A 20,390-nucleotide genomic window follows, 5' to 3' on the forward strand; every position below is an offset into this window, starting at 1 on the left:
GTATCGTCAAGAACCTCACCGACTACGGTGCCTTTGTAGACCTGGGTGGTATCGATGGTCTGCTGCACATCACTGACATGTCCTGGAAGCGCATCAAGCATCCCAGCGAGATCGTCAATGTCGGTGACGAAATTGATGTGAAAGTACTCAAGTATGACCGTGAGCGCAGCCGCGTATCTCTGGGTATGAAACAAATGGGTGAAGATCCCTGGGCTGATATCTCCGGTCGTTACCCTGAAGGTGCCCGCGTTAAGGCTGTGGTTACCAACCTGACTGATTACGGCTGTTTTGCCGAGTTGGAAGATGGTGTGGAAGGTCTGGTTCACGTGTCTGAAATGGACTGGACCAACAAGAACATCCACCCCTCCAAAGTGGTTCAGCTGGGCGATGAAGTTGATGTCATGGTTCTCGATATCGACGAAGAGCGTCGTCGTATCTCCCTGGGTATCAAACAGTGTCATGTTAATCCTTGGGATGAGTTTGCTTCACTGCACAGCAAAGGTGAGAAAATCGCCGGTAACATCAAGTCCATCACTGACTTCGGTATCTTTATCGGTCTGAACGGTGGCATCGATGGTCTGGTTCACCTGTCCGACATCTCCTGGAACGAAACCGGTGAAGATGCAGTACGCAACTTCAAGAAAGGCGATGAAGTGGAAACCGTTATTCTTTCCATTGATCCGGAAAGAGAGCGTATTTCACTGGGTATGAAACAACTGTCTGACGATCCGTTCTCCAGCTATGTTGCTGAGAATGACAAGGGCACAATCGTGACCGGTATCGTGAAAGAAGTGGATGCCAAGAGCGCAACCATTACTCTCAGTGGCGAAGTGGAAGGCCAGCTGAAGGCTTCCGAGCTGTCTCGTGACAAAGTTGAAGATGCCCGTAATGTCCTGAATGTTGGTGACGAAGTGGAAGCGAAGATCGTTAACGTGGATCGCAAGAACCGCGCTATCAATCTTTCCGTGAAAGCTAAAGACGTTGCTGAAGAGAAGGCTGCGATCAAAGAGCACCGTAAATCAGAGGCCGATAACATCGCGCCGACGACTATCGGTGATTTGATCAAGGCACAGATGGACACGAAAGAGAAGTAATGGTTAGATAGGGGTAATGGAAACATTACCCCTTTCTACTTTAAACTCAGGTAGTTATGACAAAATCAGAATTAATTGACCATATTGTCAGTCAGCAGGATCAGTTGCCTCCCAAAGATGTGGAGTTGGCAGTGAAAATGATCCTTGAACGTATGACCCAGGCGCTGGTTAATAACGACCGTATTGAAATTCGGGGTTTCGGCAGTTTTTGCCTGCATTACCGGGCACCCAGAGTGGGAAGAAACCCTAAAACCGGTGACTCTGTGAAGCTGTCCGGCAAGTATGTGCCGTACTTTAAGCCAGGCAAGGAATTGCGCGAACGGGTAAACGACAGCCTGACAAGTTGAGCATAGGTGTTCTGCCTTACAATAACCGGGGCTGAATCTCGAGAGTTTGGTTACAATAAACGGCAAGGCTTCGTACTTGCCGTTTTTTTATGAGGACGTTATGGCACTGCTGAAAAAACTCTGGATATTGCTTGTCTGCGTGTTAGCTATACTTCTTGGCTTGTCGATAGTGCTCGCCAACCCGGAACCTATTTCCATGGTGCTTTTGGGATATTCCCTGGGCCCGATGCCATCCGGCTTGTGGTTGTTGCTGGCGGTATCTGTAGGATGCCTACTGGGTATTATTGTCAGCCTGCCCGCACTGTTGCGTGTTAAGCGGCGTGCCTACCGGTTAAACAAGCAATTGACGAAACAGCGCCTGGTCAAGACCCAAGAAAATCCATAGGCCCATCCGTACCCGATGTACGAACTCACGTATGCTGTTCCCCTTATTCTGTTATCCGCACTTTGCTGGTATGCAGGGTACCTCTACGGTGTACGTAGGGGCCGTGCTAAGGAGGCCAGTAGTCAGCTTGCCCAGCACTATTTTCAGGGCATCAACTTCCTGTTAAATGAACAACCGGACCAGGCCATTGTTACCTTTATCCGTTCGGTTGATGTGACTCCTGCGACCCTTGAAACTCACCTGGCGCTGGGCAATATCATGCGACAGCGGGGAGAGACGGAGCGCGCGATCCGTGTTCACCAGAATCTATTATCCCGTCCCAACCTCACTGGCCAGCAGCTGCGGCAGGCCCGCCTGGAGCTGGGTCGAGACTTTTTAAAAGCCGGTCTGTTTGACCGAGCAGAGCGGTTGTTTCTTGACCTGGTGGATGATGAAAGCGGTGGATTCAGACAGTCTTCGTTACTTCATCTGATAGATATCTACCGTCATGAAAAGGAGTGGGAGAAAGCCATTCGTGCAGCTAGCATGATGGACAAGAAGCGTTTTGGTCGCACTCCTGAAGGGTTGGGGATAGAGCAGGCCAATTTCTGCTGTGAGCTGGCGCTTAGGGCCATGGCAGGAGGAGACCTACTGGAAGCGCGGGGTCATCTCAAGTCGGCACTCAAGTTCAACCGCAATTCATCGCGTGCCAGTATGTTATGGGGCAAGCTGGAAGGACTTGCCAATAATCACTCTCTGGCATTGAAGCGGTATCTGGCAGTACCGGACCAGCAGCCGGAGTTCCTGACCGAAATATTGTCGCCTGTCAGGAACTGTTATCAGGCTCTAGAGGATAAGTCGGGCCTGCTTCGCCAGTTATCCAGTTGGCTGGAAAAGTATCCCAGTGCCAGTCTCCTGAACATGGTGGCTGAAGAGATCGGGGTACAGCAGGGCGATGAGGCTGCGATCAGTTTTCTGGGGGATTACCTGGAGCGTCACCCATCTCTGAAAGGGTTAAATGCGCTATTGGGGTTCTATTGGCCCTCGGAGGGCGCCGTCGGTCGCCATCTTGAACTGTTCAAACATACTTTGAGTGCGCTGATCGAGAGGAGTCCGGCATACCGCTGCATACAATGTGGATTCAAAGGTTCGCACTTGCACTGGCTCTGTCCCCAGTGCCAGCATTGGGAAACCGTTCGCCCGCTGAGGGGAATTGAGGGTGAGTAGTACACCCGGATATTACGAAAATGACGAGATAATCAATGAATAACGACAGTAAAGTAATTGTTGCTCTGGATTACAACTCGGCCGCATCGGCACAGAAGTTTGTGGATAGTGTGTCCCCTGAACTCTGCAAGCTGAAGGTGGGTAAGGAGCTGTTTACACAATCCGGTCCGGAATTTGTCTCCGGCCTTGTAGGCCGGGGATATGACGTCTTTCTTGACCTCAAGTATCACGATATTCCCAACACTGTTGCCAAAGCCATAAGAGTAGCGGCAGATATGGGTGTATGGATGACAGATGTCCATGCATCGGGGGGGCGGCGCATGATGGAAGGCGCCCGAGAAGTACTGGAGCAGACTAACAGTAACATGCTGTTGATCGCTGTCACGGTATTGACCAGTTTTGCCGAAGAAGACCTGGCTGAGATTGGCATTCAATGCAGCCCCGAGGAGCAGGTATTGCGCTTGGCATCTCTTGCGCAGTCATCCGGTATGGATGGTGTGGTCTGTTCTGCCATGGAAGCACAGGGCTTGCGACGGGCATTGGGAGAGACCTTTACACTGGTGACCCCCGGTATTCGCCCTGCAGCCGCAGCGGGGGATGATCAGCGCCGTGTTGTTACACCTGCCGATGCTATTGCCAATGGCAGCAGTTATCTGGTGATTGGCCGCCCGATTACCCAGGCTTCGGATCCCGTTGCCACTCTTCTTGCCATCAATTCTGAAATTTCGTCATAATGGGACTGCGGCACATGGGGTGCCGCTTATCTATAACAGAAGTGCCTCGGCACAAGGAGCTCGTTATGCAAGCGCTTATTCGCGTGATCAAAGTTCTATTGTTGATTGCTGCCACGTCACTACCTGTCTGGCAGCTGGCGTATGCTGCTGAAACGTCATCATCGGAGATGGCCCAGACAGAAACCGTCAACATCAATACCGCCACAGCGGAGCAGTTGTCCGGAATGTTAACCGGCATCGGTGAAAAACGTGCGGCGGCCATTGTTGCCTACCGTGAAGCCAATGGTCCTTTTTCAAGCCTTGAGCAATTGCTGGAAGTTAAAGGCGTGGGTGAAAAAGTGATGGAGCAGAACAGGGATAAAATGACATTGAAGTAACCCTGATCTGTTCACAACCGGCCAGCCATCGGGCTGGCCTTTTTCATGGGTATGTTTCGAGTTTCACCTGGCCGGAATAGCTGGTAGGGTGCTGACAGAGTCATTCTGGAAACATGTCATGAGCTCATTGGATCATTACATCGCACATCTCGAGACGTTATCCCCAGCCAACCTCGGGCAACTGCGGGACCTGGTCTGCGATGACATTCATTTCAGTGACCCTTTCAACGATATCACTGGCGCTGATCACTATCTGGCGTTGCTCAATGAGATGTTTGATCGCCTCGATGATATTCACTTTACGGTGCACGAGGTTTCTCGGGAAGGCATGGTTGCCCATCTTTACTGGACCTATAGTGCCAGCAGCAAACTCACTGGCCAGTTTGCTTTTCAGGGTACGAGCCGTTTGGTCTTAGCGGACAATGGTCGAGTGGCACGACACCAGGACTTCTGGGATAGCGCAGCGGTGTATGGGCGCATACCCCTTATTGGGCGCTTAATGGGCTGGTTGAAAAAACGTACAGCCTATCGTGGTTAAAAGAGTAGCCGCGCATTCAGGCCTCGTCGTGTTCCAGAACAAACAACCCCACATCGATAGCGCCTTCTTCAAAACCACCTTCACAATAACTTAGGTAGTAACGCCACAGACGGTAGAAACGTTCGTCAAAACCTAGTTTGGTGATTTCCGGCCATGTGTTTTCAAACGCGTCACGCCAGCAGGCCAGGGTTCGGGCATAGTCTTTGCCGAACATTTGTTGGTGGGCTAGGCGAAAGCCATGCTGAGAGCATTTTTCCTTGAGGATCGCCACACTGGGCAACATGCCACCGGGAAAGACATGGCGCTGGATAAAATCAGCCTGTCTGGAATATCCGGCAAAACGATCGTCATCAATGGTGATGATCTGTAGAACCGCCCGACCGCCAGGTTTCAGCATGCCTTTCAACTGGGTGAAAAAGGTATCCCAATGGGCTTGGCCGACGGCCTCAAACATTTCGATGGAAACCACGCCATCATACTGCTGCCGGATATCACGATAATCCGTGAGGGTAATGTCCGCCCGTTGTTCCAGACCAGCCGTGTGTAACTTGTCTTGCGCCCATTGCAGTTGTTCTTTAGAAAGCGTGACACCGTGAACACTGACGTCATGGGTCTCCAGCAACTGCCGTGCAAACTCTCCCCAACCGCAACCGATTTCCAGAATGTCATCACCGGATTGTGGTGCCAACAGCTCCATAATCCGGCTGTATTTCAGGGTCTGGGCATCTTCGAGGCTGGTCCCGTCAGAATCGAACAGGGCTGAAGAGTAAGTCATGCCCGGATCTAGCCAGTGTGCATAGAAGCTGTTGCCGAGATCGTAGTGAGCGGCAATATTGCGACGGCTTCCACTGCGGGAATTGGGGTGACACCAGTGGTAAATGTTGTATATCAGGTTATTGAACCAGCGCGCAGAGGCAACGTTACCGAGGTGTTGTTCATTGAGCAGGGCCCACCGAACCAGTGCGGTCAGGTCGCTGCTGTGCCATTCACCTTGAAGATAGCTGTCTGACCAGCCATTGGTGCCGCCCAGAAAAAGTCGCAACAAAGGTCGCAATGATTGCAACCTCACTTCAACCTGGGGAGACCCGTTTCCAAAGCGCTTGCGAAAACCGCTGGGGAATTGCAACGTCAATTGTCCCTGGCAACTGTCCAGTCGTGACGCTAAATGGCCAACCAGCAAGGATTCGATAGAGTCTGGACGTTTGCCTGATTCTGGAATCATACCCGTCACAGTCAGCTCAGAACTTTTCATGGTGCATATCTCCTTGTTGGTCTCGCCAGCTGATGGCGTTGGTGTCGGGGTGCTCATGTCCCGGTTGGAGTTTCAGTCCCTTCATCCACAACCTCAGGGCTTCCCAATGAATGCCGCCAATGACTTTCAGGGTCATGAGCGGGTAGCGGATAAAGAGCGCCAGTAGACTTCTATTAGTTAATGGATGGTGGGTGCCGTTAAAACTGGCAAACAATTTGTGGGCTTCACGATCATCCGGTGCGGATTGTTCCTGATAGATACAAACTGCGAGGCGTTCGCCGTCCGGGGGGAGAATTCGGAAGCGATAATGGCTGTCCATGGGCATAAAGGGACTGACATACATTTGTTTATCGCTCTGTTGCCTGACCCAAGAATCCTTGCTGGATGCTTCTACGGATAGCAGGTAACAATGACGCTGGCCGAAGGTGTTGGTCACCTCATAAATAATGACGCGCAGCTGTTGTTGGTTGTCGTAGCAGAAATAAACACTCAGCGGATTGAACACATATCCCAGTATCCTCGGGTAGCAGAGTAGCTGAATCTTCCCGCAAGCTTCCGGGTAACCCCGCGTTTTAAGCAGCTGGTAGATATGGTTCTTCAACCCGGGGGTGCCTGCACCATGGTCTTTTTCGTAAAAAGAAAACAGATTGAAACGGTTGATCGATAACCAGCGCAGACGTTGTTGCAGTGTTGGCAACTCGTCCAGGTCGATTAACAGTGAAAAGACCCGATAGACAAAGCGGTGACGTCTGGGCTGCCAACGATGGTGCAGAACGTGGCCACGGTAAACCGAAGAGTTAAGGCTATCAGGCATGACGTGTCTCCGCGCTGTCGCGACGGGCAACGTAGTCAGGGGGCAGAATGATCCGACCATTGTGATCATCCACTTGCCAGGGGCGCATTACCCCTCCCAGCGCCTCAGCGACGGCCAGTCCCGACTGCAGGCCATCTTCATGAAAACCATATCCGAAGTAGGCACCACAGAACCAGGTGCGGTTTTTACCTTGAAGTGACCACAGGTGACGTTGAGCATCCAGTGATGCCTGCCCGAACAGCGGGTGGTCATAGAAAAAACTGCGAATAATCGTCCCTTGGCGGGGCATGTGCAGGGGGTTCAGTGTCACTATTAACGGTTGCTCGGTGTTAAGGGGCTGCAGGCGATTCATCCAGTAACTCACCGAGACCCGCGTGTCATCTTGCCGCTGGCTGGAAAGGTAATTCCAGCTGGACCAGGTTTTTTTGCGCAATGGCATCAGCGAGGTGTCCTGATGGAGGTAGGCAAAATTTCTCTGGTAGGGAAAACATCCCAATAGGGATTTTTCTTCCCTGCTGGCATCGCTTAGCAGGTTCAGCGCCTGGTCACTATGGCAGGCAAATACTACCTCATCGTAAGTTTCGCTGTTGCCTAGCATGTCATCCACCACCACGTGATCGTCGTAGCGAGTGACAGACTGTATGCGAGTGTTTAGCTGCACGGCATTTCCAAGGTGTTGTGCAATTTTGTCCACGTAGCAGCGGCTACCGTTCACCACGGTTCGCCACTGGGGGCGGTTTCGCAACTGGTTGAGTCCGTGATTGCGACAAAAGCGCAGAAAGCTGGTGGCGGGATACTCGAGCATTTTTTCTACCGGCACGGACCAGATAGCAGCCCCCATTGGCAGCAGGTGATTGTAGATAAATGCTTTGCCGTAGTTATGCTGTTTGAGCATCTGGCCGAGTGTTATATGACTGTTTTCCGGGGCTTGTAATAGCTCATCGGCCTCCCGGTAGAAACGCATCAGATCTTTCAGCATTGACCAGAACTGAGGTTTGGCCAGGTTGGATTTTTGAGCCAGTAGTCCGGACAGACCACTACCGGAATATTCGAGTTCGCCGCCATTGATGGAAACAGCAAAGGACATATCGGTTTCGCAGGTGGTCACGTCCAGCGCATCAAAAAATGCCACCAGATTCGGGTAGTTAACCGGGTTGTAGACAATAAACCCGGTGTCAACGCTGACAGGCTGTTGATTAAGCTCAAACGTAACCGTATTGGAATGTCCTCCCAGCCGGTCATCTTTTTCGTAGAGGGTGACATCCTGGGATTGGTTGAGAAGCCACGCACAACTCATGCCGGAAATGCCAGAGCCAATCACGGCAATTTTTTTGCGGGGTGGTTTCACCGGTAAGGGTGTGGCATTCATACAGAACCTCTACTCATACAGAACAACTACAACAGTTACACAAGGCTATTACGCAAATACCCTTCAGAGGGATCACCGGTTTTGTTTGGCTTTGTATTGGCTTGCAACTACCCTGTGAGTCAGTTGAAAAACTATCTGCCTAGCTTCTGCTTGGTTAACATTGAACTCAAAATGCTCATTGATAAGTGATCAACTCCGGTTTTTCGTTCAATGTTGCCTTGCGTCACCGGCCTCGAAAACATTTTTCAAGGTCTGCTCGGTTGATCTATTTAGCCATGTTACTCGTAGGAGAAGATATGAGGGATAAACCTCCGGGAGAAACGGTGGACAATGTAATTGCACTGAAAGCGAGAGACATGGCTGAGACAAAAAGCGCTGATTGGTCAGCGATGCTGGCATCCCTGTCCATGACCAGGGACAAACAGCTTTTTATACAGCTGTTTCGTCACTTCGCGCCGCGTATCAAGGGCTACATTGTACGCCTGGGCCTGACCGAGGGTACTGCAGAAGAGCTCACCCAGGAGACCATGCTGCTGGTGTGGCGCAAGGCCCACTTGTTCAACCCGAAAAAAGCGGCTGCCAGCACCTGGATTTATACCCTGGCTCGAAACCAGAGCATCGATTGGATGCGCAAGCAAAAATACCCGGAATACGACCTCGATACCTGGCGTGATGAGGAGGGTGAATTGCATGAAGAGCATGGGGCAGAGCAGTCAATGATTTCAGACCGCGTGGCCATGGCCATTCACCAGCTACCGGAAAACCAGGCACAGGTAATCTATATGTCATTCTATGAAGGCCGCACTCATTCCGAGATTGCCGATCGGCTTTCCATTCCGCTTGGCAGCGTCAAATCGCGAATTCGCCTGGCTGCTGAAAAACTTAAGCTGACGCTGGGAGGTGATTATGAATATTAAACACCACTTGGATGAGGCGACATTGTTCAGCTACGTGGCTGGTGCTGTGGGGCAGGGAGCTGCCCTGGTGGTTGCCTGCCACTTGTCGGTGTGCGAGCACTGTCAACAACGTGTTCGTAAACTGGAAACCATAGGCGGCGCCTTGCTTGAAAAGGGCAGTCTCTCGGCCGTGAGTGATAATTCACTACTGCATGTGCTGGAACGTCTCGATGCCGAGCCCCTGGAAACCTCTGTTATTTCAGCACCGCAGGACTCGGAGGTACCCAGGCCCCTGGCCAGCTACGTGGGTGACTCCCTGGATGACATTCCCTGGAAGAAGGTTGTTTCCGGTCTATGGATTCATAATTTACCGAGTCAGGGCGAGGGTGTTACCCGACTGTTGCGGGTCGCACCGGGCAAAACTGCCTTTCCCCACACCCATCGGGGCAGCGAACTTACACAGCTGTTGCGAGGCTCCTATTCGGACGACGTGGGCCGTTTTTCTTCAGGAGATGTTGCTGATCTGGATGACCGTATCACCCACCAGCCCCTGGTGGACAGTGACCATGACTGTATTTGCCTGATCGCCACAGAGTTTCCCCTGCGCTATACCTCTCTGATGGGTAAACTCGCTCAACCCCTGCTCGGTTTGTAACCCGCGATCGTTATCAATGAAGCTAGTCTGGTTTCGTAACGATTTGCGTTGTCGTGACAACCCGGCGTTGTTTAATGCCTGTCGGCGAGCCGATGGAAAAGGGGTCGTGGCAGTTGTCGCCTTCTGTACCGAGCAATGGTCCAGCCACGATGAATCCACGGCCAGGGTGGAATTCTGGCTGGCATGCCTGCGTTCCCTGCAAACTGAACTGGCCGAGCTCAATATACCTCTCAGGGTGATTGACGCCGGCAGCTTTGAGCACGTTCCAGAACAGCTTTGCTCACTTGCCCGCGAGTTGCAGTGTGACGGTTTATTCCTCAATCAGGAGTATTGCCTCAATGAAGTCATACGGGATAAACAGGTTGTCGAACGCTTTCACGCAGAAGGTATAGAGGTCTTCGGCTTCCACGGCGACGTGGTGTTTGCTCCTGGTACCATCATGAACGGTCAGGGCCACCCATTTCGGGTGTTCACGCCGTTCAGCAAAGCATGGCGGCGGGAGTTTGCGTCGCAGCACCCGCAACCGCTGCCGTTGCCTGAGGCACAGCCTCGAATGCCGTTGCAGCCGCAGCGGGATGGTGACCGAATACCAAATTCTCTGGCCTATGCGGTGGGCAACACCCACTGGTCGCAGAAACTCTGGCCGTCGGGAACAGAGGTCGCTCACCAGCGCCTGCAGCAGTTTGTGGCAGACAAGGCAGTGGATTACGGTGGCCAGAGGGATTTCCCCGCCCACGAAGGTACCTCTTCGCTATCCCCTTATCTCAGTTGTGGGGTGATTTCAGCCCGTCAGTGCCTGGCCGCACTCCAGGCTGAGTTTGCCCCCGATAGCTGGCTGGACAACCAATGGGTCACAGAAATTATCTGGCGTGAGTTTTACCGTCATCTGATGGTGCATTTCCCGGAGATGAATCGCTGGCAGCCCTTCAAGCCGGATGTAGAGTCTCGCATTCACTGGCTACAGGATGAATCGCTGTTTGATGCCTGGAGCCGTGGAGAAACCGGTTACCCGATTGTCGATGCCGGGATGAAGCAGTTGCTGGCCACCGGATGGATGCACAACCGGGTGCGCATGATTGTGGCCTCATTTTTAACCAAGTTGCTGCGACAGGACTGGCGGCACGGGGCACGGTTTTTTATGCAGAACCTGGTAGATGGCGACTTTGCGTCCAATCTGGGCGGTTGGCAGTGGAGTGCCTCGGTGGGTGCGGATGCCGCCCCCTATTTTCGAATTTTCAGTCCCATGCGCCAGGCTGAACGGTTTGATCCACAGGGTGAATACGTGGCCCAGTGGTTGCCGGAGTTGCGGGCCCTGAACGGTCTGCAACGTCATGATCCGGAGCGGGCTGCTTCTCTGGGACGTCCATTACCCATCATTGATTACTCTCGGGCAAGAGCAGAAAGCCTGGCCAGTTATCAGCGGGCAACGTGAGGTTGCAGCTATTGGCTTGTGTCTGTGCGGCACCGCTTGTCATTACGCAGGCAGGCCTGGCGAAAGCGCCGTCGGGCGAACCCCCTGTAAGCCCATTCAAGCAATCCCTGTAAATGGCAGAAATCGATGATATTTGCCAGGTGCCGGTAGCCGGGCAATGCCCGCCACAGGGCAAGAAATGCCTCCGTGCCCTGAGAAATAACGCCGTTGTATTCGATCACGTGGAAGCGCTTCATGGCCTCTTCTTTGTCAATGCCATACTGTTCAAGCATGGGGCAATGGCCTGAAATATCCTGCCAGTCGATGGGCTTGAGGCTTTTCAGTTTCCGGTAATGGTGAATTTCTTTCTGGCAGATGGGGCAGGCACCATCGTAGAAAACAATGGTCGGCTTCAGCGCTGAGCCCTGAGTTAACCCGGATGACGTATGACTGCTGTGGGACATCATTGGTTAAGCATCTTCCTGCAACAATTTGTCGGCCAGGGCATTGGCGCTCAGCCAGGCTCCTTCGCTGCCATCGTGCCTGAACCAATCACCGCAGGCGCCAACATATTGTTTATCGCTCCACAGGTAATCATCAGTCAGTGGGGATTCATGGCGTGCATAAAGCCAGCGATGGCTACGCAGCCCGGTGATCTTCAGGGTTTGTTGGGTAATCCTGGAAAAGCTTTCCAGCATTTTTATTGCCACCTCGCGGGATGGTGAATCCTCGTGGTCCAGGCTCCAGTCCGCGTTAGCTTCCAGTTGCCAGATTTCCTGGAACGGGTTGGTGTTGGAGTGGGTTCCAGGGAGGGGGGTGCGCTGATGGCAAATTGCCCTGGACAACACCGGGTGTTGGCCACAAAGGTAACTGCTGCCCGCACCGCAGCCCTGTTCCAGACCAACCACCGTGACCCAGGTGGGTAGGGTGTCAACACTCGCCGCGAGTCGTACAAAATCATCGACAGGCGCTAATAGGGGTAGCGCCTGAGGTGACGGTGTTGTCACCACCACCGCGTCATGATGGGCTATTTTTCGACCGTTGGCATCTTCCAGAGTGACACCATTTTCCGAGCTATGTAGCGCAGAAATTCGGACGCCAGTATTGAGAATGGCGCCCTCGGTAAGCCTTCTGGTCATGCAGCTTTGGTAGGGGTCGACCGACAATACGGTCACAGGTGCCAGAGGCGAGCCATTGAAATCCTGAGGCTCCAGAACCCGTTCTTGAATGTCCGGTTGGTTCAGTAGCCAGTCATGAAAAGCCTTTGATTCTGGTTGGAACCAGGGTGCTCCAAGATTGGTGGGGGTATCGCCCAGGCGGCAGCTGGCAAGTCGGCCCCCTGTGCCACGGCTTTTTTCATAAATCGTGACATCCCGCCCGGCCTGTGTAAGACGGTTTGCGAGTGTGGCACCGGCTAGGCCTACACCGATAATGGCGATATTTTTTAATGGCATAGTTTGATTCTATATTTGATTCGATCTGTTTTTTGGCTGCAGTACACGCTCTAAAACAGACTTATGTAACCGTTTTTTTACAGCAATGCCTTCACGGCCCGTTTAAAGCGCATACTATCCGGTGACGTAAAACTGCTGTACACATCGACGACTTCTCCCTGACGGTTAATTAGGTATTTGTAGAAATTCCATTTTGGGTAAGTCCCCGATGATTCCCCCAAAAATTTCCATATGGGGTCTGCGCCTTCTTTTCGCACCTGACTTTTTGCAAACATGGGAAACTGAACGCCGTAGGTGACTCTGCAGAAATTATGAATTTCCTCTGGTCGGCCGGGTTCCTGCCCGCCGAACTGATTGGAGGGAAACCCCAATACCACCAGGCCCTGGTCGGCATATTCTTTGTAGAGAGCTTCCAATCCTTCGTATTGACCGGTAAACGCGCATTTGCTGGCGGTATTCACAATGATGAGCACTTTTCCCTTGAATGCATCACAGAAGTTTACGGGTTGATTGGTAATTAGATCGGGAACGCTGAATTGGTAGATATTGTTACAGGTGGCCTCATTGCCTTTGGTGATTTGTTGGTTGTTGTTCATGTCTGCCACCCCTGGCATTGGTGCTAGAAACAAGCAAGCCAGGGTAATAATGCCCGGCCATTTGGAGAAAGAAGGTGAATGTGACATTGCTGTTCGTCTCAGTTTAGAAACATAGGGTGATTGACGGATTTGTCAGGTTATCTTCAGGTGCGGAGCAGATTTCTGTATGGGGCAAAACCTGCATCAGTTCTGCTTGTCTGACACCCGCAGAGCGGCAAACATCATAAGCCTGTGAAAGGTTTTGGCAGGTCACTACCTTGCCATGCACATCTTTGATGAGTTTTTTAACCATGGTCTTGTCTTGTTGGAACCAGACCTGAATAACCATGGGGCCACAGGATGTTGCTACAAATTTCACACCGGATAGTTGTCCGCTTCTTCGCAATTTTGCCAGTTGTCTTGTCGTCATAATGGTTTTCCATCAACACCAGACTTTACGTAAGGCCGCTGATGACGGATCACTTAGGGGCGTGGATGATCTGCCAGCGCAATTGCTGCGTAAAATCTGCACAGTGAGAAATTTATGCGCCTAGTCTGCGATGGAGCGACCATGTATTGGAGTGAATATGTTTTCAGGCCTGTCACAATTCTGGTGGGTTAACCTGGCTGGATTCCAACTGGCCTGGTGGCTTTGCATCCTGATGGGTAACGACGCCCTGTGGGTGGTGATAGCGCTGCTGGTGTTGCACCTTCTCGGTCACCGCAAACCCCTTGCCGAATGTTTGGTTGTCACCAGCTGTGCGCTACTGGGGTTTGCGGTGGATACATTCCTGACACGCTATGGTGTCTTTATCTTTTCCTCTGGTCAGGGTTGGCCGCCGCTTTGGTTGTTGCTGTTGTGGTTTGCCTTTAGTGCCACCCTGCGACAGGGATTGACCTGGTTTTCCGGACGTTACCTGATTTCCGCACTGGCGGGTTCTCTGTTGGGCACGTTGACATATCTGGCTGCCGGTCGTCTGGGAGCGGTGAACTTTGGTCTTGCTGAGTTGGAGGTGGCAGCTTTGCTGGCCCTGGTATGGCTGCTGCTGTTTCCCGCCTTGCTGAAATTGGCAGATATCGTTGGAGGTTGGCATGTTAAAGCTTAATCGCTGGATCCTGATCGTCCTGCTGATTGCCCCTCCGTCTGCAGTGGCCAGGCCGCTCCCGCAAGACCTTCTGACCGTCGGGCAGGCAGAACTGAGTTTCCTTTTTTTCAGAATCTACACTGCGGAACTGTTGAACCCTTTCGGCGATTTGCAGCGGTTGCAGGGGCCGCTGTTGTTACGTCTTACATTTCATCGGGATATCAGCAATACCCGATTGCTCAAGGAAACCCGCAAGCGACTGGCGGGCGACATGTCCTCCAAAAAACGCGATGACTGGCTCAATCATCTGGGGGTGATATGGCCCAACGTGGAGAAGGGAGAGCAGATGGTTTTTTTCATGGATCAGGATGGCCATGGTCACTTTTATCTGCAGGGACAGCACATTGGTTCGCTTCCCGAAAAGGACTTTTCCCAAGCCTTCCTGAATATCTGGCTGGGCGATGACAGTGACTATCCCAAGCTAACCCGAAAACTGCGGGGTGAACTCAAATGATGGAGAGATCGGTATGAGAACCATCAAGGCAAAATCCATTTATCTGGCAGGGGCTTTGCTGGCGGGTTGTTCGGCCAGTATTGACGATTACCAGAACAATACCCCGGCTCTGCATCTGGATCAGTTTTTTAACGGCAGGCTTGAGGCCTATGGCATGGTTCAGGACTTTCGAGGCCGTGTGATTCGCCGTTTCCGGGCCGATATCCATGCCACGTGGGAAGGTAATCAGGGTGTGCTGGACGAGCAGTTCTTTTTTGATGATGGCGAACACCAACAGCGCTGCTGGAAGCTCACCAAGGATGGCAATCACTACACCGGTGTTGCCGGAGATGTGATAGGCACCGCCGAGGGCGTGACTCGGGGCAATGCGTTGAACTGGCACTACACCCTGGCGGTTACCGTGAATGGCAAGGAACGGCATCTACAGCTCAATGACTGGTTGTATCTGATTGATGAGGACAACCTGCTCAACAGGGCGACCATGAGCAAGTTTGGTATTCCCGTCGGCAAAATCACTCTGTCCATACATCGCCTGAAAACGGCAGAGCCAAAAAACCTGTTGTCTGTTTGTGATCTCAAACACTGAGGCTGGAGGCGATTGATGAGCACTAAAAGTGAAGGTGTCTGCCCCTGGCGGGTAGCTTGGATAACCGGTGCCGGTCGCGGTATCGGTGCGGCGCTGGCCAAAAAATTATGCCAGCAGGGCTGCACGGTCTACGGCTCGTCGCGCACGGTGGAAGAACTGCTGGAACTGCAACATAGCCTCGCCGGTACTCCCGGAAAATTTATTCCTGCACCGCTGGATATCCGCCGACCGGGGCAAGTTTCATCTCTGTTTGAACGCTGGGAGAGTGAGGGGGTGTCCCCGGACCTGTTTGTGTTGAATGCGGGCACCCACGACCCGGATGGAGCGGGGAGATTTTCTGCCCAACGGTGCCGGCGACTTCTGGACGTGAACCTGCAGGGAACCATCAATTGTCTGGACGTCGTCCTACGCCACTGCTTGTCTCGACATGCAGGACATATTGCTGTGGTGTCCTCGGTGGCAGGTTACCGGGGCCTGCCTAAGGCGGCTGCCTACTGTGCCAGCAAGGCGGCGTTAATCAGTTTGTGTGAGTCGCTTTATGTGGATCTTCAGGGCACCGGACTGCGCCTGCAGGTGATCAATCCGGGTTTTGTCCGTACGCCGCTCACGGATAAAAACGATTTTCACATGCCGGCGCTGATGGAACCGGAAGATGCGGCAGAGGCCATTTATCGAGGTTTGGGCTCCCGGCGTTTTGAAATTACGTTTCCGGCGCGCTTTGTGTATTGGCTTAAGTTATTACGCATCCTGCCCTATCGCCTGTACCTTCCCTTGATGCGCCGGGTAGCTTACCGATCAAAGTGATTCAGGCGGTATGGCTGATCACAATGCCTCAAAATCATCTGTGAGAACGCTGTCAAAGCGCAGTTGATCGTAGGTTTTCAGTGGCTCGACATCGGCTTCAGTAATAATCTCCAGCCGCAGTGCTTCAGACAGTTCGGTGTCCAGATCGCCACTGGCACCCAGTTCACCTTTGCTGCGCGCACGACTGAATGCCTGCCAGGCACTGTCCACTTCCAGCAGTGCGCTGAACGTATTTTCAATACGTCCAGCGGCATCGTCGGAGCTCTCGCTAACGTAAACATACTGTTTCAGGGCTTGGCGAACCGGATTGGGTTCCATAATCAGCGCCCCCAGTTCACGGATCTGGTTGTCGTCGGGAGCCTGGTAGCGTCTGCCCAGGGGCAGGCAGAGGAACTTCAAAAGCCATCCCAGCCAGCGTTGTGGGAAGTTGTCACAGAATGCCACCAGGCTCTGCTGGGCATTGTTCAGTGAGCGCTTGAGTGCAAATGAGGCATGGGCGTCATTGGCATCACTGGTTGGCAATGATTGATGGTATTTGAGAATGCTGCAGGCAATTAACAGTTCACTGTGAATATCGCCGAGCCTTGCAGACAGCAGTTCCCGGCGCTTGATACTGCCTCCCAGCGTGCCCAGCGCCACATCGGCACAGGTGGCCAGAGCCGCGCTCAGGTGATTGATTTTCTGGTACCAGGGTTTGTTGAAGCTGTTGGCATTGATCGGTAGGGGGCTGCCCAGTCCACACCCGAGGCCAAACACCAGGGTACGTGCCATGTTGCTACCAGTGTGTGCCAGGTGTGCCATCAGCAGTGGCTCAAATGCTTCTTTACCTGCGACCTCATCTGCATTCTGCAGGGCTTGAAGCTCTTCAAACAGGTAGGGATGGCAGCGCATGGAGCCCTGACCGAAAATCATCAACGAGCGGGTCAGTATGTTTGCGCCTTCAACCGTAATGGCCACCGGCATGGTGTGGTACATGGCGGCCAGAAAATTGCGGGGTCCCAACTGAATGGCTCGCCCACCCACCACATCCATGGCGTGGTTGACCATGGTGCGCATGCGCTCAGTGGCATGGTATTTGGCCATGGCGGTGAGTACCGATGGTGCGCCGTCATCCAGGCCACGGGTAACCAGTTGTCTCATGGCTTCAAGGGTATAAGCACCAGCGGCAATTTCTGCAGTCGCTTCCTGAACCCCCTCGAATTTGCCGATTTCCATATTGAATTGACGGCGAATCCGGGCATAGGCGCCCACATTGAGATAACACATCTCGCTGCCAGCGGTGGCCAGTGAGGGTAGAGAAACTCCTCGCCCAGCGCCCAGGCATTCAATCAGCATGCGCCAGCCCTTGCCGGCCATGCTGGCCCCGCCAATGATCCAGTCCACGGGAATAAATACGTCTTCACCTTTGATGGGGCCGTTCATGAAGGGTCCGCCGGGGTTGTGACGGCGACCAATCTCGATTCCGGGATGATTGGCGGGTAACAGTGCGCAGGTAATGCCGTAGTCGACTGTATCCGGATCGCCCAGCAGGCCTTCGGGGTCCCGCAATTTGAAGGCCAGGCCAATCACGGTGGCAACCGGTGCCAGGGTGATCCAGCGTTTGCTGAAGGTTAATTTAAGGCCGAGTACCTCTTCGCCGTTCATCTCCCCGCGGCAGACTATGCCCATATCGGGAATTGAGCCGGCATCAGAGCCTGCCTCGGGTCCGGTGAGGCCAAAACAGGGCAGTTCTGTGCCGTTGGCCAGCCGTGGCAACCAGTATTGCTTCTGCTCTTCCGTACCATATTTGACCAGCAGTTCCCCGGGCCCGAGAGAATTGGGAACCATGGCGGTCACTGCCGTGGTGGGTGATTTACTGGCGATCTTGCTCATGATGCGGCTTTGGGCATAGGGACTAAAATCCAGTCCGCCGAATGCTTCGGGAATAATCAGTCCGAAAAAGCCATTCTGGCGCAGGAAATCCCAGGCTTCGGGGGACAGATCCTTGCGTTGACCAATATCCCACTCATCCACGAGCTGGCAGAGCTGTTCCACTTCGTTGTCGAGAAACTGTTGTTCCTTTTCGCTGAGCTGGGGAAGGGTGATATCGCTATACATGGACCAGTCAGGCTGGCCCCCAAAGAGCTCCTTCTCCCACCAGGTGGTGCCTGCCTCAAGAGCTTCCCGCTCGGTTTTGCTCATGCTTGGCATGGAGCGGCGTAGCAGCTGGTAGGCGGGTTTTATCAGCGCACGTTCCCGCCACTGGGGAATATTGAGAATGGCGGTGATCAGCAGGGTGGGGAATAACAGAAGCCACATAATACCGCTGTAAGTGGTCAAGAACAGGGTGCCCAAGACCAGAATGACTGATCCCAGTCGCAGCGGAGGCTGGTAATAGAGCACGGAAACCAACAATGCGATAAACAATAGCAGCGATAACAACATGACTAATTCACCTTAAACAGCCTTCCTGATAAAAAACCTGTATCTAACTATACGACACCTTAGACGATCCGGTTCTATTCGCCCAGTATCGAGATTGCAGGGTGGGGTGAGAGAGGCTATTTGCAGCGTTGGTAGTGGGAACCGATGCACTTGGCAGCCTTGGCCTGGCCGTCAATCACTTCTTTCAATGACATACGTTTGCGCAGGGTATTCAGACTGTGCTCGGAAGCTGTGTCACCATTGGCCTTGGCAGCAGACATCCAGATAAACGCCTTGACGTTATTTTGCTCGGTACCTCTGCCTTCGGCATACATATTGCCCAGCTTGCTTTGTGCCTGAGGATTGCCATTCTTTGCTTCCTGCAGGGTGTCCTCAAAGACGGTGCTGGCGAAGGTCTGACCGGATATCAACAGGCCAAGTAGCACTGAATAGCGTAAAGTTTTAAAAATCATAGGTACTGCCTGTCGGTTTATTTTTATGTGAAATGGCATGCAGGCAGAGGGTCGGAAGAACTTTTTCATATGATTGCTCACCGAGCCTGCCTAGTGGCCGCCCTAGTGTATGGGGATAGAAAATCCACTGCAATATCCCGGCCGGTTCCAGTCTGCCAGACTCATAGATGACCATTCGAGCGTCTCGGTAAATTTTTTCAAAAAAGTTTGAACTTAGTAGATTCAGTGTTGACCAATAGATAACACCCAGCAAATTCTTCTCCCCAAACAGCAGTCAGAACCCCGATCACAGCAATGGTCGGGGTTTTTTGTGACTGTGTATATTGTGGTGTTTTAATGCTCTAGGGCCACTCTAGTGGTTAAGCGAGCTTTTTGTGTGGTTGCTGGACGTTAGTTTTTTAAGACTATCAAGGCAAAGAATGGCAATGTGCTTAAGTCACGAACAGATCTGAGATTGGCGTATAGCCGTAGAAAAGATACTGAAAACAACTAGCGAACATCGTATAAATTTTAGAGACGAACGGGTTATGACATGTATCGAATTATCTACAAGAGCCGTAGTGTTGCTCCTCTAAATTGGACTTTAGTTCAGGACATCATCATGTCCAGCGAGCCAAGAAATGAGCAGTCTGGGATTACAGGTGTTCTGTTGGCGAGTGAAACACACTTTCTGCAAGCGTTAGAGGGTAAGTTTGAGGATGTTAATGCACTCTTTCGACGTATTTTCCGTGATGACAGACATGAAGAGCTAACTCTCATTAGTTTTTCTGTCATTGATGCCAGATTATTTCGTGGCTGGGGCATGCTGAGTATCGGTACTTTTAACCTGAATCAGGAAATAGAGTCAGAGCTGGTGGAGAAGTACGGGGAGGAAGATGGGGGTATTCGTTTTCCCCTGGAAGAATGGGCGGCATTGTCCTTGATTAACGATATCAAACTGATGCGAGAACTGCCGGTTTGGAAACAATAGCTTAGGAATACACCCGCGATAAGATTTCTGAACTTCTAATGACAAGCTTTAGAAGGGATTCTCAATAGAAAAAAATACTTTGCAGTTAATACATTTGGGAACTTCTAGCCATTCGTGATGACTAACTCATTACAACAGCAACATGCTTCTCCCCAAAGCAACTAAAAGACCCCGGTCCTCTCACCATGATCGGGGTTTTTTACGTCTGTTCAAATTGGAGGGCGTTTGTTATCCCAGAGTTATCCAAAGAGATTTTTTGGACAATAAAAAAGGGCTGTATTGCTACAACCCTTTTAGTATTTGGCTCCGCCTGCTGGGCTCGAACCAGCGACCCAATGATTAACAGTCATTTGCTCTACCAACTGAGCTAAGGCGGAAGGAAATCATCCAGAGGCGCGAATAATATAGAGCGGAAAGTCGCTGGTCAACCCCTCAAAGTGATCGCTCT

At 52.3% G+C, this 20,390-nt stretch carries 24 protein-coding genes and 1 tRNA gene; 15 read left to right on the top strand and 10 right to left on the bottom strand.

What is annotated here, in order from left to right; genetic code table 11:
• The 7 genes from ACYZYZ_RS01975 to ACYZYZ_RS02005 all read left to right on the top strand — a co-directional run.
• The coding region (locus ACYZYZ_RS01975; RefSeq protein ID WP_461483055.1) for a 30S ribosomal protein S1 at positions 1-1,094 on the top strand (1,094 nt) is incomplete at its 5' end.
• Between the two features lie 56 nt (positions 1,095-1,150).
• A complete protein-coding gene (gene ihfB / locus ACYZYZ_RS01980; RefSeq protein WP_305169243.1) occupies positions 1,151-1,441 on the top strand; it encodes an integration host factor subunit beta in 291 nt (96 codons plus the stop codon).
• Positions 1,442-1,541: 100 nt separating this feature from the next.
• Positions 1,542-1,826, top strand: a complete 285-nt coding sequence (locus ACYZYZ_RS01985) for a LapA family protein (protein ID WP_305169242.1) — start codon at positions 1,542-1,544, stop codon at positions 1,824-1,826.
• Between the two features lie 15 nt (positions 1,827-1,841).
• Positions 1,842-3,032: a lipopolysaccharide assembly protein LapB gene (gene lapB / locus ACYZYZ_RS01990; protein ID WP_461483056.1), complete on the top strand. Its 1,191-nt coding sequence runs from the start codon at positions 1,842-1,844 to the stop codon at positions 3,030-3,032.
• Positions 3,033-3,067: 35 nt separating this feature from the next.
• Entirely contained in the window at positions 3,068-3,766 is a 699-nt protein-coding gene (gene pyrF / locus ACYZYZ_RS01995) for an orotidine-5'-phosphate decarboxylase (protein ID WP_461483057.1), read from the top strand.
• 65 nt (positions 3,767-3,831) lie between these two features.
• A complete protein-coding gene (locus tag ACYZYZ_RS02000; protein WP_461483058.1) occupies positions 3,832-4,143 on the top strand; it encodes a ComEA family DNA-binding protein in 312 nt (103 codons plus the stop codon).
• A 118-nt stretch (positions 4,144-4,261) separates the two neighbouring features.
• Positions 4,262-4,681 carry a nuclear transport factor 2 family protein gene (locus tag ACYZYZ_RS02005; protein WP_461483059.1) on the top strand — a complete coding sequence of 140 codons (420 nt, stop codon included), beginning with the start codon at positions 4,262-4,264 and terminating at the stop codon, positions 4,679-4,681.
• A 16-nt stretch (positions 4,682-4,697) separates the two neighbouring features.
• Here ACYZYZ_RS02005 and ACYZYZ_RS02010 read toward each other — a convergent pair whose 3' ends face one another.
• The 3 genes from ACYZYZ_RS02010 to ACYZYZ_RS02020 are packed head-to-tail and all read right to left on the bottom strand — an operon-like array spanning position 4,698 to position 8,116.
• Entirely contained in the window at positions 4,698-5,933 is a 1,236-nt protein-coding gene (locus tag ACYZYZ_RS02010; protein ID WP_461483060.1) for a class I SAM-dependent methyltransferase, read from the bottom strand.
• Positions 5,920-6,747: a DUF1365 domain-containing protein gene (locus ACYZYZ_RS02015; protein WP_461483061.1), complete on the bottom strand. Its 828-nt coding sequence runs from the start codon at positions 6,745-6,747 to the stop codon at positions 5,920-5,922. The genes ACYZYZ_RS02010 and ACYZYZ_RS02015 overlap by 14 nt, the downstream gene beginning before the upstream one ends.
• Positions 6,740-8,116, bottom strand: a complete 1,377-nt coding sequence (locus tag ACYZYZ_RS02020) for an NAD(P)/FAD-dependent oxidoreductase (RefSeq protein ID WP_461483062.1) — start codon at positions 8,114-8,116, stop codon at positions 6,740-6,742. The genes ACYZYZ_RS02015 and ACYZYZ_RS02020 overlap by 8 nt, the downstream gene beginning before the upstream one ends.
• A 296-nt stretch (positions 8,117-8,412) precedes the next feature.
• On the opposite strand from ACYZYZ_RS02020, the gene ACYZYZ_RS02025 reads away from it, so the two are divergent.
• The 3 genes from ACYZYZ_RS02025 to ACYZYZ_RS02035 are packed head-to-tail and all read left to right on the top strand — an operon-like array spanning position 8,413 to position 11,099.
• Positions 8,413-9,033: a sigma-70 family RNA polymerase sigma factor gene (locus tag ACYZYZ_RS02025; protein ID WP_461483063.1), complete on the top strand. Its 621-nt coding sequence runs from the start codon at positions 8,413-8,415 to the stop codon at positions 9,031-9,033.
• Positions 9,023-9,667: a ChrR family anti-sigma-E factor gene (locus tag ACYZYZ_RS02030; RefSeq protein ID WP_461483064.1), complete on the top strand. Its 645-nt coding sequence runs from the start codon at positions 9,023-9,025 to the stop codon at positions 9,665-9,667. Before ACYZYZ_RS02025 ends, ACYZYZ_RS02030 begins: the two co-directional genes overlap by 11 nt.
• Before the next feature lie 16 nt (positions 9,668-9,683).
• Positions 9,684-11,099: a cryptochrome/photolyase family protein gene (locus ACYZYZ_RS02035; RefSeq protein WP_461483065.1), complete on the top strand. Its 1,416-nt coding sequence runs from the start codon at positions 9,684-9,686 to the stop codon at positions 11,097-11,099.
• 8 nt (positions 11,100-11,107) lie between these two features.
• Here the strand turns inward: ACYZYZ_RS02035 and ACYZYZ_RS02040 are convergent, their stop codons facing one another.
• From ACYZYZ_RS02040 to ACYZYZ_RS02055, 4 genes are all read right to left on the bottom strand, one after another.
• Positions 11,108-11,545, bottom strand: a complete 438-nt coding sequence (locus ACYZYZ_RS02040) for a thiol-disulfide oxidoreductase DCC family protein (RefSeq protein WP_461483066.1) — start codon at positions 11,543-11,545, stop codon at positions 11,108-11,110.
• A gap of 3 nt (positions 11,546-11,548) precedes the next feature.
• Positions 11,549-12,532: an NAD(P)/FAD-dependent oxidoreductase gene (locus ACYZYZ_RS02045; protein ID WP_461483067.1), complete on the bottom strand. Its 984-nt coding sequence runs from the start codon at positions 12,530-12,532 to the stop codon at positions 11,549-11,551.
• A 77-nt stretch (positions 12,533-12,609) separates the two neighbouring features.
• Entirely contained in the window at positions 12,610-13,128 is a 519-nt protein-coding gene (locus ACYZYZ_RS02050) for a glutathione peroxidase (RefSeq protein WP_461483068.1), read from the bottom strand.
• Between the two features lie 103 nt (positions 13,129-13,231).
• Entirely contained in the window at positions 13,232-13,537 is a 306-nt protein-coding gene (locus tag ACYZYZ_RS02055) for a hypothetical protein (protein ID WP_461483069.1), read from the bottom strand.
• Between the two features lie 157 nt (positions 13,538-13,694).
• On the opposite strand from ACYZYZ_RS02055, the gene ACYZYZ_RS02060 reads away from it, so the two are divergent.
• Genes ACYZYZ_RS02060 through ACYZYZ_RS02075 form a run of 4 tightly spaced genes read left to right on the top strand, consistent with a single transcriptional unit; the run spans position 13,695 to position 16,096 of the window.
• A complete protein-coding gene (locus ACYZYZ_RS02060) occupies positions 13,695-14,213 on the top strand; it encodes a DUF2878 domain-containing protein (RefSeq protein ID WP_305169226.1) in 519 nt (172 codons plus the stop codon).
• On the top strand, positions 14,200-14,706 hold the full coding sequence (locus ACYZYZ_RS02065; protein ID WP_461483070.1) for a chalcone isomerase family protein: 507 nt from the start codon (positions 14,200-14,202) through the stop codon (positions 14,704-14,706). Before ACYZYZ_RS02060 ends, ACYZYZ_RS02065 begins: the two co-directional genes overlap by 14 nt.
• A gap of 13 nt (positions 14,707-14,719) precedes the next feature.
• Positions 14,720-15,292, top strand: a complete 573-nt coding sequence (locus ACYZYZ_RS02070; RefSeq protein ID WP_461483071.1) for a DUF3833 domain-containing protein — start codon at positions 14,720-14,722, stop codon at positions 15,290-15,292.
• Positions 15,293-15,307: 15 nt separating this feature from the next.
• A complete protein-coding gene (locus ACYZYZ_RS02075) occupies positions 15,308-16,096 on the top strand; it encodes an SDR family NAD(P)-dependent oxidoreductase (RefSeq protein WP_305169223.1) in 789 nt (262 codons plus the stop codon).
• Positions 16,097-16,114: 18 nt separating this feature from the next.
• Here ACYZYZ_RS02075 and ACYZYZ_RS02080 read toward each other — a convergent pair whose 3' ends face one another.
• The gene (locus ACYZYZ_RS02080; protein WP_461483072.1) at positions 16,115-18,520 is read right to left on the bottom strand and encodes an acyl-CoA dehydrogenase; all 2,406 of its coding nucleotides are present in this window, start codon (positions 18,518-18,520) and stop codon (positions 16,115-16,117) included.
• Between the two features lie 116 nt (positions 18,521-18,636).
• Positions 18,637-18,972: a hypothetical protein gene (locus tag ACYZYZ_RS02085; RefSeq protein WP_305169221.1), complete on the bottom strand. Its 336-nt coding sequence runs from the start codon at positions 18,970-18,972 to the stop codon at positions 18,637-18,639.
• A 532-nt stretch (positions 18,973-19,504) separates the two neighbouring features.
• Here ACYZYZ_RS02085 and ACYZYZ_RS02090 point away from each other — a divergent pair.
• Positions 19,505-19,942, top strand: coding sequence for a BLUF domain-containing protein (locus tag ACYZYZ_RS02090; protein ID WP_461483073.1), 438 nt, complete (start codon positions 19,505-19,507; stop codon positions 19,940-19,942).
• Between the two features lie 301 nt (positions 19,943-20,243).
• On the opposite strand, the gene ACYZYZ_RS02095 is transcribed toward ACYZYZ_RS02090, so the two are convergent.
• Positions 20,244-20,319 (bottom strand) — tRNA-Asn (locus ACYZYZ_RS02095).
• Positions 20,320-20,390 lie beyond the last annotated feature (71 nt).

The organism is Porticoccus sp. (genome assembly GCA_023261185.1).
GTDB classification, from domain to species: Bacteria; Pseudomonadota; Gammaproteobacteria; order Pseudomonadales; family Porticoccaceae; genus Porticoccus; species Porticoccus litoralis.

What these genes read in the sequence shown, in the direction of transcription:
- ACYZYZ_RS02030 (WP_461483064.1), top strand. Translation starts at nt 9,023, where the DNA reads ATGAATATTAAACACCACTTGGATGAGGCGACATTGTTCAGCTACGTG.
- ACYZYZ_RS02055 (WP_461483069.1), bottom strand. Translation starts at nt 13,537, where the DNA reads ATGACGACAAGACAACTGGCAAAATTGCGAAGAAGCGGACAACTATCC.
- ACYZYZ_RS02060 (WP_305169226.1), top strand. Translation starts at nt 13,695, where the DNA reads ATGTTTTCAGGCCTGTCACAATTCTGGTGGGTTAACCTGGCTGGATTC.
- ACYZYZ_RS01985 (WP_305169242.1), top strand. Translation starts at nt 1,542, where the DNA reads ATGGCACTGCTGAAAAAACTCTGGATATTGCTTGTCTGCGTGTTAGCT.
- pyrF (WP_461483057.1), top strand. Translation starts at nt 3,068, where the DNA reads ATGAATAACGACAGTAAAGTAATTGTTGCTCTGGATTACAACTCGGCC.
- ACYZYZ_RS02090 (WP_461483073.1), top strand. Translation starts at nt 19,505, where the DNA reads ATGTATCGAATTATCTACAAGAGCCGTAGTGTTGCTCCTCTAAATTGG.
- ACYZYZ_RS02045 (WP_461483067.1), bottom strand. Translation starts at nt 12,532, where the DNA reads ATGCCATTAAAAAATATCGCCATTATCGGTGTAGGCCTAGCCGGTGCC.
- ACYZYZ_RS02040 (WP_461483066.1), bottom strand. Translation starts at nt 11,545, where the DNA reads ATGATGTCCCACAGCAGTCATACGTCATCCGGGTTAACTCAGGGCTCA.
- lapB (WP_461483056.1), top strand. Translation starts at nt 1,842, where the DNA reads ATGTACGAACTCACGTATGCTGTTCCCCTTATTCTGTTATCCGCACTT.
- ACYZYZ_RS02005 (WP_461483059.1), top strand. Translation starts at nt 4,262, where the DNA reads ATGAGCTCATTGGATCATTACATCGCACATCTCGAGACGTTATCCCCA.
- ACYZYZ_RS02050 (WP_461483068.1), bottom strand. Translation starts at nt 13,128, where the DNA reads ATGAACAACAACCAACAAATCACCAAAGGCAATGAGGCCACCTGTAAC.
- ACYZYZ_RS02025 (WP_461483063.1), top strand. Translation starts at nt 8,413, where the DNA reads ATGAGGGATAAACCTCCGGGAGAAACGGTGGACAATGTAATTGCACTG.
- ACYZYZ_RS02080 (WP_461483072.1), bottom strand. Translation starts at nt 18,520, where the DNA reads ATGTTGTTATCGCTGCTATTGTTTATCGCATTGTTGGTTTCCGTGCTC.
- ACYZYZ_RS02085 (WP_305169221.1), bottom strand. Translation starts at nt 18,972, where the DNA reads ATGATTTTTAAAACTTTACGCTATTCAGTGCTACTTGGCCTGTTGATA.
- ACYZYZ_RS02015 (WP_461483061.1), bottom strand. Translation starts at nt 6,747, where the DNA reads ATGCCTGATAGCCTTAACTCTTCGGTTTACCGTGGCCACGTTCTGCAC.
- ACYZYZ_RS02020 (WP_461483062.1), bottom strand. Translation starts at nt 8,116, where the DNA reads ATGAATGCCACACCCTTACCGGTGAAACCACCCCGCAAAAAAATTGCC.
- ACYZYZ_RS02035 (WP_461483065.1), top strand. Translation starts at nt 9,684, where the DNA reads ATGAAGCTAGTCTGGTTTCGTAACGATTTGCGTTGTCGTGACAACCCG.
- ihfB (WP_305169243.1), top strand. Translation starts at nt 1,151, where the DNA reads ATGACAAAATCAGAATTAATTGACCATATTGTCAGTCAGCAGGATCAG.
- ACYZYZ_RS02010 (WP_461483060.1), bottom strand. Translation starts at nt 5,933, where the DNA reads ATGAAAAGTTCTGAGCTGACTGTGACGGGTATGATTCCAGAATCAGGC.
- ACYZYZ_RS02070 (WP_461483071.1), top strand. Translation starts at nt 14,720, where the DNA reads ATGAGAACCATCAAGGCAAAATCCATTTATCTGGCAGGGGCTTTGCTG.
- ACYZYZ_RS02065 (WP_461483070.1), top strand. Translation starts at nt 14,200, where the DNA reads ATGTTAAAGCTTAATCGCTGGATCCTGATCGTCCTGCTGATTGCCCCT.
- ACYZYZ_RS02075 (WP_305169223.1), top strand. Translation starts at nt 15,308, where the DNA reads ATGAGCACTAAAAGTGAAGGTGTCTGCCCCTGGCGGGTAGCTTGGATA.
- ACYZYZ_RS02000 (WP_461483058.1), top strand. Translation starts at nt 3,832, where the DNA reads ATGCAAGCGCTTATTCGCGTGATCAAAGTTCTATTGTTGATTGCTGCC.